Annotated in this window: 17 protein-coding genes and 1 pseudogene; all 18 read right to left on the bottom strand. The window is 34.4% G+C overall.

Going from position 1 to position 15,910, the window contains the following annotated elements:
* Positions 1–199: 199 nt before the first annotated feature.
* The 18 genes and pseudogenes from HRG09_RS12605 to HRG09_RS12520 all read right to left on the bottom strand — a co-directional run bounded on the left by HRG09_RS12605 (position 200) and on the right by HRG09_RS12520 (position 15,824).
* Positions 200–1,183 carry an HD domain-containing protein gene (locus HRG09_RS12605; RefSeq protein ID WP_174101189.1) on the bottom strand — a complete coding sequence of 328 codons (984 nt, stop codon included), beginning with the start codon at positions 1,181–1,183 and terminating at the stop codon, positions 200–202.
* A gap of 212 nt (positions 1,184–1,395) precedes the next feature.
* A pseudogene (locus tag HRG09_RS12600) lies at positions 1,396–1,776 on the bottom strand (metallophosphoesterase family protein); the annotation flags it as partial.
* 285 nt (positions 1,777–2,061) lie between these two features.
* Complete coding sequence (locus HRG09_RS12595) at positions 2,062–2,409, bottom strand: DUF4260 domain-containing protein (protein ID WP_174101121.1); 348 nt, start codon at positions 2,407–2,409, stop codon at positions 2,062–2,064.
* A gap of 110 nt (positions 2,410–2,519) precedes the next feature.
* A complete protein-coding gene (locus tag HRG09_RS12590; RefSeq protein WP_174101120.1) occupies positions 2,520–3,191 on the bottom strand; it encodes an ABC transporter ATP-binding protein in 672 nt (223 codons plus the stop codon).
* Positions 3,191–4,255: an ABC transporter permease gene (locus HRG09_RS12585; RefSeq protein WP_174101119.1), complete on the bottom strand. Its 1,065-nt coding sequence runs from the start codon at positions 4,253–4,255 to the stop codon at positions 3,191–3,193. Before HRG09_RS12585 ends, HRG09_RS12590 begins: the two co-directional genes overlap by 1 nt.
* A gap of 125 nt (positions 4,256–4,380) precedes the next feature.
* Positions 4,381–5,061, bottom strand: a complete 681-nt coding sequence (locus HRG09_RS12580; protein WP_174101118.1) for an HAD family hydrolase — start codon at positions 5,059–5,061, stop codon at positions 4,381–4,383.
* A 205-nt stretch (positions 5,062–5,266) separates the two neighbouring features.
* Positions 5,267–6,643, bottom strand: a complete 1,377-nt coding sequence (locus HRG09_RS12575) for a sensor histidine kinase (protein ID WP_174101117.1) — start codon at positions 6,641–6,643, stop codon at positions 5,267–5,269.
* Position 6,644: 1 nt separating this feature from the next.
* On the bottom strand, positions 6,645–7,322 hold the full coding sequence (locus HRG09_RS12570) for a response regulator transcription factor (RefSeq protein WP_174101116.1): 678 nt from the start codon (positions 7,320–7,322) through the stop codon (positions 6,645–6,647).
* Between the two features lie 81 nt (positions 7,323–7,403).
* Complete coding sequence (locus HRG09_RS12565; RefSeq protein WP_174101115.1) at positions 7,404–7,859, bottom strand: AraC family transcriptional regulator; 456 nt, start codon at positions 7,857–7,859, stop codon at positions 7,404–7,406.
* A 343-nt stretch (positions 7,860–8,202) separates the two neighbouring features.
* Positions 8,203–9,450 (bottom strand): DUF1015 domain-containing protein, encoded by a 1,248-nt coding sequence (locus HRG09_RS12560; protein WP_174101114.1) that lies wholly within the window; start codon positions 9,448–9,450, stop codon positions 8,203–8,205.
* Between the two features lie 13 nt (positions 9,451–9,463).
* Entirely contained in the window at positions 9,464–10,636 is a 1,173-nt protein-coding gene (locus HRG09_RS12555; protein WP_174101113.1) for a 3-phosphoglycerate dehydrogenase family protein, read from the bottom strand.
* Positions 10,637–10,648: 12 nt separating this feature from the next.
* Entirely contained in the window at positions 10,649–11,731 is a 1,083-nt protein-coding gene (gene serC, locus HRG09_RS12550) for a 3-phosphoserine/phosphohydroxythreonine transaminase (protein ID WP_174101188.1), read from the bottom strand.
* Positions 11,732–11,938: 207 nt separating this feature from the next.
* On the bottom strand, positions 11,939–12,130 hold the full coding sequence (locus tag HRG09_RS12545) for a DUF378 domain-containing protein (RefSeq protein ID WP_174101112.1): 192 nt from the start codon (positions 12,128–12,130) through the stop codon (positions 11,939–11,941).
* Between the two features lie 193 nt (positions 12,131–12,323).
* Complete coding sequence (locus tag HRG09_RS12540; RefSeq protein ID WP_174101111.1) at positions 12,324–13,148, bottom strand: DUF2785 domain-containing protein; 825 nt, start codon at positions 13,146–13,148, stop codon at positions 12,324–12,326.
* 348 nt (positions 13,149–13,496) lie between these two features.
* Positions 13,497–14,216, bottom strand: a complete 720-nt coding sequence (locus tag HRG09_RS12535; protein WP_174101110.1) for an endonuclease V — start codon at positions 14,214–14,216, stop codon at positions 13,497–13,499.
* A gap of 21 nt (positions 14,217–14,237) precedes the next feature.
* Positions 14,238–14,630 (bottom strand): immunity 22 family protein, encoded by a 393-nt coding sequence (locus HRG09_RS12530; protein WP_174101109.1) that lies wholly within the window; start codon positions 14,628–14,630, stop codon positions 14,238–14,240.
* A gap of 111 nt (positions 14,631–14,741) precedes the next feature.
* Positions 14,742–15,251 (bottom strand): hypothetical protein, encoded by a 510-nt coding sequence (locus tag HRG09_RS12525; RefSeq protein ID WP_174101108.1) that lies wholly within the window; start codon positions 15,249–15,251, stop codon positions 14,742–14,744.
* A 54-nt stretch (positions 15,252–15,305) separates the two neighbouring features.
* Positions 15,306–15,824 (bottom strand): SecY-interacting protein Syd, encoded by a 519-nt coding sequence (locus HRG09_RS12520; RefSeq protein WP_174101107.1) that lies wholly within the window; start codon positions 15,822–15,824, stop codon positions 15,306–15,308.
* Positions 15,825–15,910: the final 86 nt, after the last annotated feature.

The following is a 15,910-nucleotide window of genomic DNA, read 5'->3' as shown; positions in this document are numbered from 1 at the left end:
GCGACTCGAATGATGAAAAAAACCATTACTTTATCGGACATTTAACTAATCTTTTTACAAACCCACTGTTGTGATTGTCGTTTTGAAATAATTTTTGTTGCTTTAAAAATTCTCAAATGATAAAAATAAGCACTTCACTGTTTAATCTAGAAACAGCGAAGTGTTTATTTAAGTTATCAACTGGTATTTGATCCGCTCATCACTGGGAGCAAATTTTTATATATACGCCTCTTTCTATTGTTTGCTTCGCTTGTTTTGTCAACACCTTAACACTAGTCGACAAGTTAGATACGGGAACAAGTTGATCACAAACGATAACAAGTGGGTCCATCAGGCGCTGTTTCGTTGTTTGATGGACGTCATAACAAGACCGGGTTCCCTTCTCTACTTTGCTGTTAAAAAGCGTATGCAGCATAGCTTCTATGCTGCTATCTCCAGAATCCTTTAACAAGCGTATAACAGCTTCATCTTCTTTCAAAAAATCTTCTATAGACAACACATCTTTTTGCAAAGCACTCCTTAATGTTTTGGCAAGCTGATCATTTCCAAACATATTAAGCGGGTCCATAAAAAGCCCAATGACTTCTTTATAATACGTACTCACAAACCACTCCGCTGCTGATTGATCGCTGCAAACCATTTTTCCGTCCAGAACCACAAGTTGTTCTAAAAAGAAATGTGCTTCCTGCAGTGTTATATGACCATAGGCGTATAAATCACGCAATGTATAATCAACACGATCCGCGCATAATTGTGGAGCTGGTTGTTCCAATAAAGTCCATTGGCTCTCATCAAGCAAGATGCTCTTCCAGTCCAATCCAGCATTCGCCAATATATTAGGAATGGACGACCTGGCAACTATCTGTTCATAAATCGTTTCATGGTAATTCTCTTCTTTATGCCCTAAGACATAATCAATAACATGGGAAAAAGCCGTATGTGAAACATCATGTAATAAAGCCGCCACTTGTTCTTCCAATGAACCTCCAAGTTTGTTCACAAGCATCATCGTGCCAATTGAATGGTCATACCGCGTATTGTCCCAATTTGCATTTACAAGATAGCTAGCTCCACCTTGATAAATGCCTTTTAATCGTTGAAATGGCTCACTGCAAATAAGTTCTAATAAGACACCATCCACCTCAAATTCACCATAGAGGGCGTCTCTAAGCTTCAAAGTCATTGTCATAGTTCTTCTTCTCCTTTCAACATACAAATCATGTCTTCAAGCTAAAATAGGGTGATCAACAGCCTACCCTATGCTAGCTTTATTACATCTCTACACGTAAATATGATTTCTCACTTATACAGTAATCGAGGCATTCATTACAGCCAATGTTAATCAATACAAGAACAAGGCCGCTCTTGTGCTCATTGACATCCACTGGAGAACAACACACCATTAAGCCATGTGTTTTGAGCAAGTTTACCATCAGATGTCCATTTTGGTGCATAAAACTCATGATTTCCTACTGTAGACCAAACGTTTTCTGGATGTTTATTTTTATGTAATACACGTTTCACATCATCATATTGATACTGCAATCCTGTCCCTGTAATATCACCATTCATAATTAAAGCACGGTAATGCGGTGTTACCTTATTCATATCTTTTAATACATGATCAAAATCCCCTAAGTCCCCTTGAATATCACTCACTACATTGAACATAGTTGCTGGCTTTCTTACTCGCTCCTGTTCTTTCGCTTCAACATTCATTGAAAAAACCGGCAATAGTGTTGTGATAGCTGCCAATGATAAAACTATCTTTTTCACGTGTTCTCCCCCTAATAACATGATTAAATCGACACGTGTTGTTTTATTCTCAGGTGCTTGTCCCGCTTATAGTATAAAGAGAGATTGTAAAAAGTAGTTTAATTCAGTTTTAAGTATTCTTTAAGAAAAGGTTTGTTCATTTCAATCCCAAAACGAGGTAGTAGTAATGAGCTATTGATTTAAGTGTAAAGAATATGAACTCTTTGTAAAAAGTGTAAAGAGGGATTGTGTGCTTTTTGTTCAAAAATCATATAACCTGCTTGGTATTGTGGAATCAACTTCATCTTATAACTTTTGAATGTGAGTATCTTTGAAACCTGTTTTATATTTAAGCCCATATCCAAACATACGGTCCATTCCAATATGAGCCGTCCAAATTAAACCAATCATAAAAACAACATCTAATTTAAGAAATACACCTACTAAAATAAGTAATATAGACACTACGTATGTATGAAACAAATTATACACCTGTGCCCCAATCTGGTCATTCAGAAGATATGCTAGCATAGAAACGTCTGGTGCTAAAAGCAATAAGAAAAAAGTCAACCAACTAAACTCATATAATGCATATACATAAATGGTGGCTATTAAAATAATAAGCCCTTCAAGATGTATGATTTTCTTTTCCATATTTCCCCTCCGTTCACCTGAATTACAGAATAATAAAATTATTATAACATTTAACATACGATGGATGTAAAAAAAGCACAAGAATAATTCCTGTGCTTTTTTTCGTATTTCTATACTAATTTCCCATCACGCAATGTTAATATACGGTCACATACATCGAGCATTCTTTCATCATGCGTAATCATAATCGCTGCTTTTTGGCTTTCTTTTACTTCTCGTTTCATCATTTCAACTACTTCGCGTCCGCGCTTAGAATCAAGGCTGGCCGTTGGTTCATCTGCTAAGATTAAATCTGGATTATTCATGAAAGCACGAGCAATCGCTACCCTTTGTCGTTCTCCACCAGATAATTGATTTGGGTAATGATTTTTTCTCTGTGAGAGTCCAAATGCAGCTAGTAAATGATCCGCACGCTTTTCAGATTCTTTTCGGTCTTCTTTCTTTAACTTTGCAATGTAAAGTAGTTGTTCTTTCACATTTAAATAGGGAACTAAATTTGCAAACTGAAAAATGAACCCGATTTTTCTTAAACGAATATCTGTCATTTCTTTTTCTGATAAATGCGTGATATTTTGTTCACGAATATAAATATTTCCTTTTGACGGTGATAATAATGCTCCCGCAATCGATAATAGTGTACTTTTCCCTGAACCAGAAGGTCCTACAATCCCGATGAACTCTCCTGCTTTTACATCAAGTGAGATGGGATGAAGAGCTGTTACTTCTGTATTTCCCTCACCGTATACTTTACTTACTTCCTCTAATTTTAATAATGAAGTCATTACATGCCACCTCCAATTGCTTCTAGTGCATCAACCTTTAATACTTGATATAAAGAAATAAGTGTTCCAAGAATACTAATGACAATAAAGATTCCTGCATATTGACCAATCATAGCTGTCGTTAATAAGAACGGCATGCTTTCTGGTAAAATCTTTTGCAGTCCTTCTACAAGCACAATGCTTATTACCATTGCGACAACAGATAAGAATAATGCTTGCACAACTAAACTGTTTGCTAAATACGAATTTTTCGTTCCAATTGCTTTTAATACACCTAATTGCTGTGTTTTTTGTAGTGTAATGACATAGAAGAATACACCGATTAATAAAGCAGCAATGACAAGCAAGAATGCAATGATCATTGTTAATGTTCCTTGTTCTTCTTTAAAACCTGGAATGCTTTGAAGAACTTCTTTTTTCTCAATTACATGTGCGTTTTTTACTTCCTTATCCGTACGAAGTGCAATTGCGCTATAATCCTTTTGGTTTGGCTGCGCGATTTCTCCCCATACATCTTGATTCACATACACAACAGGTGTGTGACTAAACATTTGATCTTTCGTAAAACCAACGATTTTGAATTCTTTTTTAGACACGGGATCAACAATTGTATCTCCAATGTCTATCCCTTTTTCTTTAATTGATTCGTCAGCAACCATTTCATCTTGCGCTGTTCCTAACGCATTTCCTTGCACAATCTTTGGTTCTAAGAACGTGTCACGCTCGCTTGCAAAAATTGCAATATCAACTTTTTTTGAACTATCCTTCTTCTCATACGTAGACACTTTCACACGAAATGGTACCGCATCTTTTGCATCCACTTGCCCCACTACACTGTCCACATCTTCTTGCTTAATTTGTGAACGGAGTAATTTATTTTCCGCATCATCTGCTAATACAAATTTTGTTGCATCCATATTTTGAATCGATGATGCATTATCATACGATAGACCATTTGCTAACCCAGAAATCACAAGGACTAAAAATGATAATAAAACCATGATGAGCCCGATTAATCCATATCTTAATTTTGATTGTTTCAATTCACGCAGAGCTAAAAACATTTTGCTCTCTCCTTCCTATCTCTTTCTATGTACTCATCTTAAAAAAGAAATATGAACGGAATATGAACAGAAGGTTACAAACAAAAACGCTCAGAGAATATCAGCCTGAGGTTGGTTTATGATTTTTATTCAGTTAAAGCTCCCTTTTGTTCCGTAAATTTAGGAAATATCGTTTTTAGCTCCATTAAATCATTTATTACCAAATCAGCCTGAGCGAGTTCATCTTCTTGTGCAAAATCAAAATTACAGCCAATTGCAATTAAACCATTATCTTTAGCTGCATTTATATCGGATAGGCGATCTCCAACTACTGCTGCCTTTTTTATATCATATTTTTGTATAATTGTTTTAACTAAATCACCTTTATTAAGCGTTTTGATTTGCTGAATACTACATGTTTCAGTAACCCAATGATCTAATTTATAGTAACTCACAATTGCTTGCAAATACTCCGTTAAACCGTTACTCGCTATGTAAATGGCACAATGATTCTCTTTTAGATAACTGAAAACTTCTTTTACATGAGGGTATAAATCCCCTTTCCCACTTCTTATGTTTTCAACTAATCTTTCCAGAAAATAAGCATCCGTTTGTTCCCTTATTTCATTGGAATGATGAGGTAACAAAGCTTCCCAAACTTTTGGCAAAGGTGCACCCATTATTTCACGGTATTTATCAATTGGGGTTGCTGCATCCCATAAATTGAGTGATCGCAAATGGTTATACGTATCATCAAGTGATAATTCTAAAATTTTTTCTGTTTGAAATAAAGTTCCATCCATATCAAAAATCAGTGCTTGTAACATTTTTTTCTCCCCTTTTTGTCATTGCTAAATAACTTCTAAATTTTAACATAAAATCACAGAATTTTTCTCTCTTTTTAAAATACTCCGGAAATATTGTTACATCAAAAAAAAGCATATCCATTCATATATGAATGGATATGCTTTTTTATTATCTAGAATGTTTCTTCCCGAAAACGGAACTACTTATATCAAATAACGCTTCTCATCATTTAGGAATTGCAATTCGAAACGTCGTACCTTCTCCTTTTACACTCTCCACTGAAATTGTCCCTTGATGCAGTTCAACAATTTTATCCACAATAGATAAACCTAAGCCACTTCCTTCTACATTACGAGTTCTTGCTGTATCCACTTTATAAAACCGATCAAAAATGCGATTTATCTCTTCTTGCTCCATACCAATCCCGCTATCTGAAACAGAGATTTCCACGCTATTTTCTAGCTCTTTAGCAGCAAAATCTATCGTTCCGCCTTGGTCTGTAAACTTAATACTATTTGTAAATATATTTGTCCAAACTTGATGAAGTAAATTCTCATCACCCTTTATATTTATGTTAGGTACATCAAATTCAACCGCTATATCTTTTTCACGCCATTTCCATTCGAGCATAAAAATGACATCTTTCATTTGCTTGTGCAAAGCAAACTCTTTAATTTGCAGAACCTTTTCCTCTTTATCTAATGAAGCCAGCGTGAGCAACTGTTTACATAAACTAGACATTCGTTTACTTTCAGCTTCAATAATTTGCAAATAATGTTTCCGTTCCGTTTCTGTCATCTTTTCTGACTGTAATGTCTTTGAAAAACCTTGAATAGAAGATAACGGAGATTGAAATTCGTGAGATACGTTGGAAACAAACTCTTGTCTCATTTGATCTAACTCTTTTATACTTTTTGTCATCTTTTTAAAACTTGTAGATAATGTCCCAATTTCATCTTTTCGTCCTTCGTCTAGTTCAATATCATATTCACCACTCGCAATTTTCTGCGTTGCTTTTGTAAATGTTTGAATTGGACGAACGATATAACGCGCTGCCATCGCAATAAAAATGATACTTAATACAACAATAAACCCGAGTAATAGCGCCAAGAAAATCCTCATTTCACCAAACTGCTGCTGAATATCAGGACGAATAAATAAAGCATATTGCTTATCACCATGTTGTAGTGGAACCCCGACGCTATTAATTAATTCATTATCAAAAAAGCCTGTTATAAATAGACGGGTTGGATAAGTAGAAACACCATTATATGTGTTTCCTTCTAATACTTCATCAATGGTAGCGTCACTAATCTTTATCGTCCGAAACGCATTTCCAATCCGTTTCCCTTGTTTTTGATCATCCACTACATAAATCTCATACCCTAATTTTGCGATGGAGTGTAAATACTCAACCTTAGTTTCTTCACTTTGTTTTTCATACAAATCCTTTATTTCCTCTGTATAACGTAAAATCTTTTCACTATTATACGGTTTTAATTTCACTTGATAATACACATTCGTTAATAAAAAACCAATGATACTACTAAGAAGCATAATCCCAACGGTAATTAATACAAATCTAGAATAAAGTGATTTCATCTTATTTCAGCTCCAACTTATAGCCAAGTCCGCGTACCGTTTTAATTTGAAAATCATCTGTTCTTTTTGAAAAGCGATCGCGAAGACGTTTAATGTGAACATCAACCGTACGCTCATCCCCTTCAAAATCCATCCCCCAAACAAGTTCAATTAACTCTTCTCTTGAAAATGTTCTACCAGGATAACCTGCCAGTTGTGACAGTAATTCAAATTCCTTTAATGGTAGTAAAATCGTTTGATCGTTACATTTCACCTCAAAGCTTTTTCGATCAATCGTTGTTCCGTGCAGTGTAATTACGTCCGCACTCAGCATTTGATACCGGCGAAGTAAAGCTTTCATACGAAAAATCACTTCCGCTGGTTCAAATGGTTTTACAATATAATCATCTGTGCCTGAAATAAATCCTCTTTCCTTATCCACTAATTGATCTTTAGCAGTCAATAATATAACAGGTATATCATGATATTTTCTAATTTCTTCGCATAGTGTATACCCGTCAACAAACGGCATCATGATGTCGACAAGGGCAAGGTGAATATTTTCCCTTTCTACTATAGACTGCGCCACTTTTCCATCCTCAGCCTCAAAAACTTTATACCCTTCCTTTTGTAAGTGATAATGTAATAATTCTCTAATGTGCTTATCATCATCAGCTAATAAAATATGTATCATACTCATTAAGTCCTTCCTTGTTTATCCTTCTACACCATAACATTAAGAAACTATTGTGTTTTTTGCAAGGAAAAGAACATTACTACTTTAAAATACAGGCACACAAATTTCACAATGATGATTATTAACCATTTTGACTACATACCTTTCGATGATTGGTCTTGTTCCATCAAATTGATATCTTTGTCTTGATAATTCTGAAAAAATATCAACCCACGCTTTCTGAACTGCTTCTGCTGTATGATTAATTTTAAAAACAGCATATTTTCCTCCAACAATATCACCTTGTCTTACATATTCATTCGTTACTGAATAGTCGTTTGAAACCACTATGCAAGTATCATAACGACAGTTTTCAGGTTTAGTAGTTTCCGGATTATCATGAGCAATTCCAAGAATTATCGATTCTTCATTAAATAATTGGTTAGATTTTGCCCATTCTTTTATTTTTTCCATTGTTCGCATATTGTTAATTCCATAAGGTCCCGTCTGCCTTATGTAAGCAATTCGATATGCCGGAATTTTTTCAATCATAATGTCCATGATTTTTCCCCCTTTAAAGAATATATAACTTGTTCATTACAAGATTAATACGATTTAAAATAAAATGCACAGCGTTTTTTAAATTTTTTTACATATATTTTAAATATTTACATCTATCATTTTTAGTAGGTTTATCTCCTTTTAATTCTATTCATGTATCCCCCTGTTATTTTGTCATTCCCTCCCCAAATCAGGCCCATCTCCTCTTTCTCTTATTCTTCTGAACTTGTATAGAAAACTATTTTGGCCATATATGAAGATGTATCGAATCCTTACAGGACAAGGAATTGAAAGAGCATTGGTCAAAAGAAAAAAGACAGCACATAATATGCTGTCTTTCTCTCTATTCTAAAGAATGTATAAAAAGTCCACTACGAAGCTTCGGTTCAAACCATGTTGACTTTGGTGGCATCACTTCTCCCGCATCGGCAATTGCTAATAAATCTTCCATTGATGTCGGGTATAAAGCAAACGCTACTTTATAATCGCCACGGTTTACAAGACGCTCTAACTCTTCTAAACCGCGAATACCACCAACAAAATCAATGCGACTATCTGCACGCGGATCATGAATTTGTAACACTTGACTGAGTAAATGGTCTTGTAAAATAGAAACATCTAAACCTTTTACAACATCATGTGCATCAAACGTTTCTTCTTTTACGATTAATTTATACCATCTCTGATCCAAATACATACCAAATGATTTTGGTTCAGTTGGTTTATAAGGAGAAACACCTACTTCTTCCACATAAAAGTATTGCGAAATTTGCTGTAAGAATTGTTCTTCTGATAAACCATTTAAATCTTTCACAACGCGATTGTAGTCCCAAATCGATAGTTCACCATGAGGAAATAAAACAGATAAAAAGAAGTTAAATTCTTCTTCTCCTGTATAATTTGGATGCTGCTCTCTACGCATTAATCCAACTTTCGCCGCGGATGCTGAACGATGATGTCCGTCCGCAATGTATAAAGATGGAATCTCTTCAAATGATTCTACTAATGCTGAAATCGCATTCGTTTCTGCAATTTTCCATATGACATGCTCTACACCGTCATCCGCTGTGAATTGATAAATTGGTGTGTGATTTTCTTGCCAAGTTACAATGAATTTTGTTATTTCTTCTTTTGTGCGATATGTTAAAAAAATAGGTCCTGTATTCGCATTACATACATCTACATGACGAATGCGATCTTGTTCTTTTTCATGACGGGTCCGCTCATGCTTTTTAATTGTATTATCCGTATACTCATCAATTGATGTACAAACAACAAGTCCAGACTGCGTTCTTCCTTGCATCGTTAATTGATAAATATAAAGACATGGTTCTTCCTCTTGTATGAATACTTCCTCTTGTATGAAACGTTGTAAATTTTCACTTGCCTTTTCATATACGCTATTATCATATGGTGAAACAGATGGATCTAAGTCTATTTCAGCTTTATCAATATGTAAAAACGAATATGGGTTCCCTTTTACAACTTCTCTTGCTTCTTCACTATTTAACACATCGTACGGCAGTGCTGCAACTTGTGCAGCTTTATCAGATACTGGACGAATTGCTCTAAATGGTCGAATTGTCGCCAAATTTCTCTCTCCTTTATACAATCATTCGAACAGCTACTACACCTGTAATTTTCTTTATGTTTTCAACTACATTTTCTTTAATTATATCATCAATTCCATTATCGATATCAATCATTGTATATGCAAAAGAGCCTTTACTACGGTTTATCATATCCGCAATATTAATATGATGTTCCGCTAAACACCCTGTAATTTGCCCCACCATGTTCGGAACGTTTTGATGCATAATTGTAATTCGTTTCTTTCCGACATAAGGAAGTTCTACATTGGGATAGTTTACTGAATTACGAATATTTCCTGTCTCCAAATAGTCACGTAACTGGCGGGCAGCCATAATTGCACAATTCTCTTCAGATTCATATGTGGAAGCGCCAAGGTGAGGTGTTGCCGTTACATTTTTCATTTTTATGACATTCTCATTTGGAAAGTCAGTTACGTAATGATTCATAATTCCTTCTTCTAAAGCTTTCGCTAATGCAATTTCATCCACAAGTTCTCCTCTTGAGAAGTTAAAGAGGCGAACACCTTTTTTCATCGTTTGCACTGCGTGTTCTCCAATAATACCTCTCGTTTGATCTGTCAGTGGAATATGCAATGTAATATAGTCACATGTTGAGAAGATTTCATCCAAGCTAAATGCACGTTGTACATGTGTTGATAATCGCCATGCTATTTCAACAGATATATATGGATCATATCCAACAACATCCATACCAAGGGATAATGCATCATTTGCGACAAGAGCGCCAATTGCACCAAGTCCAATCACACCAAGTCGTTTTCCTGCTATTTCTGAGCCAACGAATTGTTTTTTTCCTGCTTCTACAAGCTGTGGAACTTCTTCACCTTCTAATGCTTTTGTCCAGCCAACCCCATTTATTATATTACGTGATGACATAATAAGGCTCGCTAGAATTAGTTCTTTCACTGCATTCGCATTTGCTCCTGGCGTATTAAAAACAACGATACCTCTTTCTGTACAACGTTCTACAGGAATATTATTTACACCAGCTCCCGCTCTAGCGATTGCCTTTACATCTTTTGAAAACTCTTCTTGATGTAAGGAAAAACTTCGGAGTAATATACCGTCTGGATGTTCTAAGCCTTCTGCAACTTGATAGCGTCCTTCTTCAAAAATTTGCAAGCCTTTTTCAGCAATTTGATTTAACGTTTGAATGCGCAACATTTCCCCATCTCCCTATCTATTCTCTAGCTCAAAATCCTTCATGCAGTCTACTAATTTTTGAACACCTTCAACTGGCATTGCATTATAAATACTCGCTCTCATTCCCCCTACAGAACGATGCCCTTTTAACGTAACAAGACCTAACGTTTTCGCCTTTTGTAAAAATTGCTCATTTAAATCATTGGATGGTGTTGTAAATGGAATATTCATAAGCGAACGATACGCAGGATCGACCGGTGAAGTAAATAATTTTGATTCATCTAAAAAATTGTATAGAATCGCTGCTTTTTTCCTATTTTGTTCTTCAATCGCAGGTATGCCGCCCTGCTCCTTTAGCCATTCCAGTACTAGCTTCGTCACATAAATACTAAAGGATGGTGGTGTATTATATAAGGAATTATTTTTACTGTAAGTTTCATAGTTTAACATTGTAGGACAAGAAGTATTCGCTTTACCAATTAAGTCTTTTCTAATAATCGCAATCGTTAATCCTGCAGGCCCTAAATTTTTTTGCGCTCCCGCATAAATCAAAGCAAATTTCTCTACATCGTATTCTTCTGATAAAATATTTGAAGACATATCAGCAATAAGTGGAATATTCTCTAACTTTGGCAGTTCAACATATTTCGTTCCTTCAATTGTGTTATTAGTTGTTATATGTACATAATCTAGTTCTTTTGAAACCATTGAACTATCTACATGTGGAATCGTTGAAAAATGCTCTTCTTTCGATGAAGCAATAACTTCTGCTTCCCCAATTTTTTGTGCCTCCTGTAAGGCTTTTTTAGACCAGGAGCCTGTAATTATGTATCCAGCTCTTTTATGTTCAGTCATTACATTTAATGGAACCATTGAAAACTGCAGGGATGCCCCTCCTTGTAAAAATAAAACATCATAATTCTCAGGAATGTGCATCAATTCACGAAGCAAGCTACTTGCTTCATCTATAATATTTTGAAACTGCGAAGATCGGTGACTCATTTCCATAACAGACATGCCTGTCCCGTTATAATTTAAAAGCTCCTTTTGCACTTTTTCTAAAACCGGCAAAGGGAATATAGATGGTCCTGCTGAAAAATTGTAAATCCTCTCCATCACTCTTACGACCTCCCTATTTCTATATTGACTAATTTTTAAACTTTCTGAATTATAACCCATATAAAATATACGGTCAATTTGTTTTGCTTTATTGAGGTGTAAGACGCATTGGAACCGTTTGCAGATGCATTTGTATTCATAAACATATAAAAAAGTGTTAAGCATTCTATCATGCCTAACACCCCATTCATAAATTTATAAGAGCTAATTGTCCGTAAAGAACCGATCATAAATTTGATAAATAGCAGATAGACCAAAAAGCCAATAAATGGTATCCACAAGAGCTGGTGTAGAACCGAACCATTTCTCAACTACATTATAATCCAGCGCCACAAACAACCAATTCAAACCGCCAAGAATCACCAGAATTGCTGTAAGGTAAGACAAAAATTTCATTATGATTGCCCCCTAGGTGATAAAATGGTGAAAGGCCTTTCACTAAAATATATGTAACAAATTTCAAAACTTGCGCATTTCTCATTAATTTATTTTTTTGTACCAGTCCTTTATAACCGTTTCAGCTTCCTTGCTATGAATCTGATATGCGTGGGTTTGATCATTAAAACCAATAAACCATATGGAAAAACCTTTAAAATCTATGCCGTTTTTTTAAAGTCTCCAGTATAGCAATCGTAAACCAAGAGTTTCCCTCTTGTTCTAACGCTTGAAAATACAAACTTCTTAAGAAGCATCTAATGTTTTGTACCAACATATCATTTTGAGAAGCTGGAGCTTCTTCAATGATTGTAAAGCTATGAAGCCAATTGTTCCATTCTTCTTGGGTTAAGAGATTTTGGTTCCATAATGACATTACTGCCGTCACCAATCTCTCATCCTCAAAGTTTATGTATACGTAATCGTGCAGACGAACCTTATGACGAATAACAGTAAGGATTGCATGTGAAAATTCGCGATTTCGTATCGTACGTGCTAAAGCATTTAGTGCATCTGCAGCATGTGCAGTAGAATGAGCCCAGCCTTTTCCCTCTACATAGCCTCTTACATCTTGCTCTAGATATACATATTCAAGAACTTGTTCTGCCACGCTGTAAAGTTGTTCTTCAGATAAAAACGGTTCTTTTTCATGAACGGATAAAATAAGCGGTGGGATTAGAATCGAGAAAGCACGCTTAAAAACAGAGTCTGTTCCCTTTTCACCGATTTTATAAAACAAATAATCAGGACTAAGCGCCTGCAGTAATAGTCCTCGTAACTCTTTTTGTCTAAATACTTCACCTGTAATCCATCGTTGGATCGTACTGTAAATCAAGTCATCACGCAAATCAGCATCAGGTGACCCGATATTATCTAGCATCCATTGTGCATATGGATATGCGTCCACATCTTCTGGTACAGCATAATTGTTATTTTTGATTTGTTGCAGTTCTTGTTTCAATTCTTGTTCATCCATCATTATATTTTCTATCCCCTTTTAAAGTTTTTCTTTTTTTATACTACCTTAAATTTCTCCTTCTATGTTATCCTCTATTAAAAATTTCATAAAATTAAGTTAATTCCCGAAATAGTTTTAGATGTAATAAAAAATCGAATCATTATTCGTTTTCATCATGCACCTATTCCTCTATGAAATTGATTCAAATATATAATAATTATACCAATTGTTTGCATGTAACTGCCTCTTTAAAACAGAATATAACTTATTTAATTTCGTTATGTGCTAAGTATGAGTCCTTTGTCTTTAAACCTACAATAAGTCTCATAAACCTTATTTTCCCTATCCCTTTTCACATTACATAAATGGCTATACTATTTCATTTTTACTCTTTTCTCTTCTTACCTTATGCGTTTCTAAATCTGCCAATCTAACTGGAATTGGCAATCTACTTTCTTTCCCTATTAAATCCAACACAATTTGAACACTCGTATCTAAATCGATATTATTTCCGCAAGATACAAAAATAGGCTTTACATTCTCTTTCGTTCTTACAGCTCTTCCATATACCTCGTCATCAATCATAATATCACTAAAAGCAAACTCCTTATTCTCTGGCATGATAAAATCAACATCTTTAATCTTAAGATAGCTTTTCGCTACACCGATTGTAGGCTTTTGTAAGAAAAAAGAGGCATGCGTTGCAATCCCCATATGTTTATAGTGTAAATAGCCATTTCCATCAAACATAAATAGATCTGGATTAGAAGTAAGCTTTTTGGCTGCTTCTATTACTAAAGGCAACTCACGAAACGCTAAAAAACCTGGTATATACGGCACTGCTATTTCCCCATAGCTATAAACCTTCTCCACTTCCTCCTTCGTATGATAATCAATTACAACGATACAACACGTTCCGTAGTGCTTATCATCTTTTTCCCAATATGCTAGATCTACTCCAGCAATTAAACTGACATCTTCTAGATAAAAGTTATTTTTCAATTCAATGCTATGTATGAGTTTATCTTGAATTTCAGAAAATTCTTCTTCTGAATGTAGATGAAATGAATGTATTTCTCTAACTTCCATGTTCTCATCCTCTTTTTATTATTATTTATACGAAACGGCTCCTATGTATTTCATTTCATAACGATTTTCATTTTTATTTATTATTTCACCACTGTATTCATAGTTATATATCATAATAATCGTGTTATACTTCATCTCTAGTATATTTGAAGTAAGTCTTTTCATCTGTGGTATCACAACTTCTTCATAAGAACACCCTGCTAGTAAAGTTTCTAGATAATTACTTCGTTTGAAATAAAATTCTTTTTCGATAAAGTCTTCATCAATATCATACATACAAATATGAAAATCTTTTATAAATGATGATGGTATGGAATCACCATCATCTGTATATTTTATACGGAAATAATCTTCTAAAAGATCTTCAGATTCCATATTTCCTAGCCATAATGAGGCCATGCCTTCTTTTTCCATGCATACAATCTCCATTCATATATCGTTTTTTCAGTACACAAAAGTAATTCCCAAATCCTCTACTTACTACACTTCAATACTAATTACGATACTACATGTAAAGCACTAGCTTTAAACGAATCCATTTAATTCTAACAGTTTATACCACTCGTCCTCTTCACTTCCAATAGGATTCGTTATTTCACCCGATTCCATAAAAGACAGCTCGATATCAATGTATTTACTTCCTAAAAAACTGTTAAAATTACCGTATGATTCAATAACAAAATTTTGATCAATTAAATCTCCAAACAAACAAGAGACTTCTCCATCCACTTTATTAATAAATAACGGATAATTTTCTACTGTCCCTATACAAATCCATTTATCATCTCTAACTGGCATCTCTTCCACATAAAACTGAATACTTTCAAGTTTTTGATGGCCGTATATAGTAATTACTCCACCATTCAATATTTTGTATTTTCTTGTAATAAAATAATAATCTTTTAAAATATTATCTACTAATTTTTCAGCTATTTGGTTTTCTTCTTCTACAATTTCACCAATAACCAAACTAAATGGATCTTTCCCTAAAACATTTTTCATTACATCAATTTTTTCTAGTATTAATTTACTCATTTTCATTACCTCTTAACTTATATCTTACATGGAACGCTCCACTATATATTTTCGCTAAAGCATGGAAATAAGTTCAGCTAAACTATTACTAATTACTTCAAAACTTCCTCTTTCATAGTCTTCTATATTCACCTGTCCATTTTCATTATCTACAACAATTAAAAGTCCATTACACTCTATACCTATAGGAATATTCTTTAACTCATTATGGTGCGCTTTTTTGTAGCCTTGTAAAGAAGTATAAAAATCTCGAAGTTCAATTCCTGGTATAACAGAATTTAACTCTAGGTTATGCTCTAAATAATTGCCAGCTAGATCTAAAAACCAGTAGGAATTATAGTATTCTTTAATAGAATGATGGAATTGTATGGCTAATTCCCTTTCTATATTAGAAAAATCATGAAATATATCTTTTTCGGTAGGCTTCCAAAATATATATCCCTCTGTATCTGGTTCTCCTTCATATATAAAAGAATCTGCTTCTTCTCTCCACACAGATTTTGGTAATGAATGATTATAGTGTTTCCATTCCTTAAGTAATGTATGAAAATACTGTTTCATCTCTTCTTTCATTTTTATTACTCCTAAACTATTATTTAGAATTGCACAAAAACTACAACTAGATTATCAGCATGTCCTTTATAATCCAAACAAATTAA

The organism is Bacillus sp. Xin1 (assembly GCF_013314535.1).
GTDB lineage: Bacteria > Bacillota > Bacilli > Bacillales > Bacillaceae_G > Bacillus_A.
Note: the sequence above shows the minus strand (reverse complement) of the source record. Positions and strands in the feature narration are given on the sequence as shown.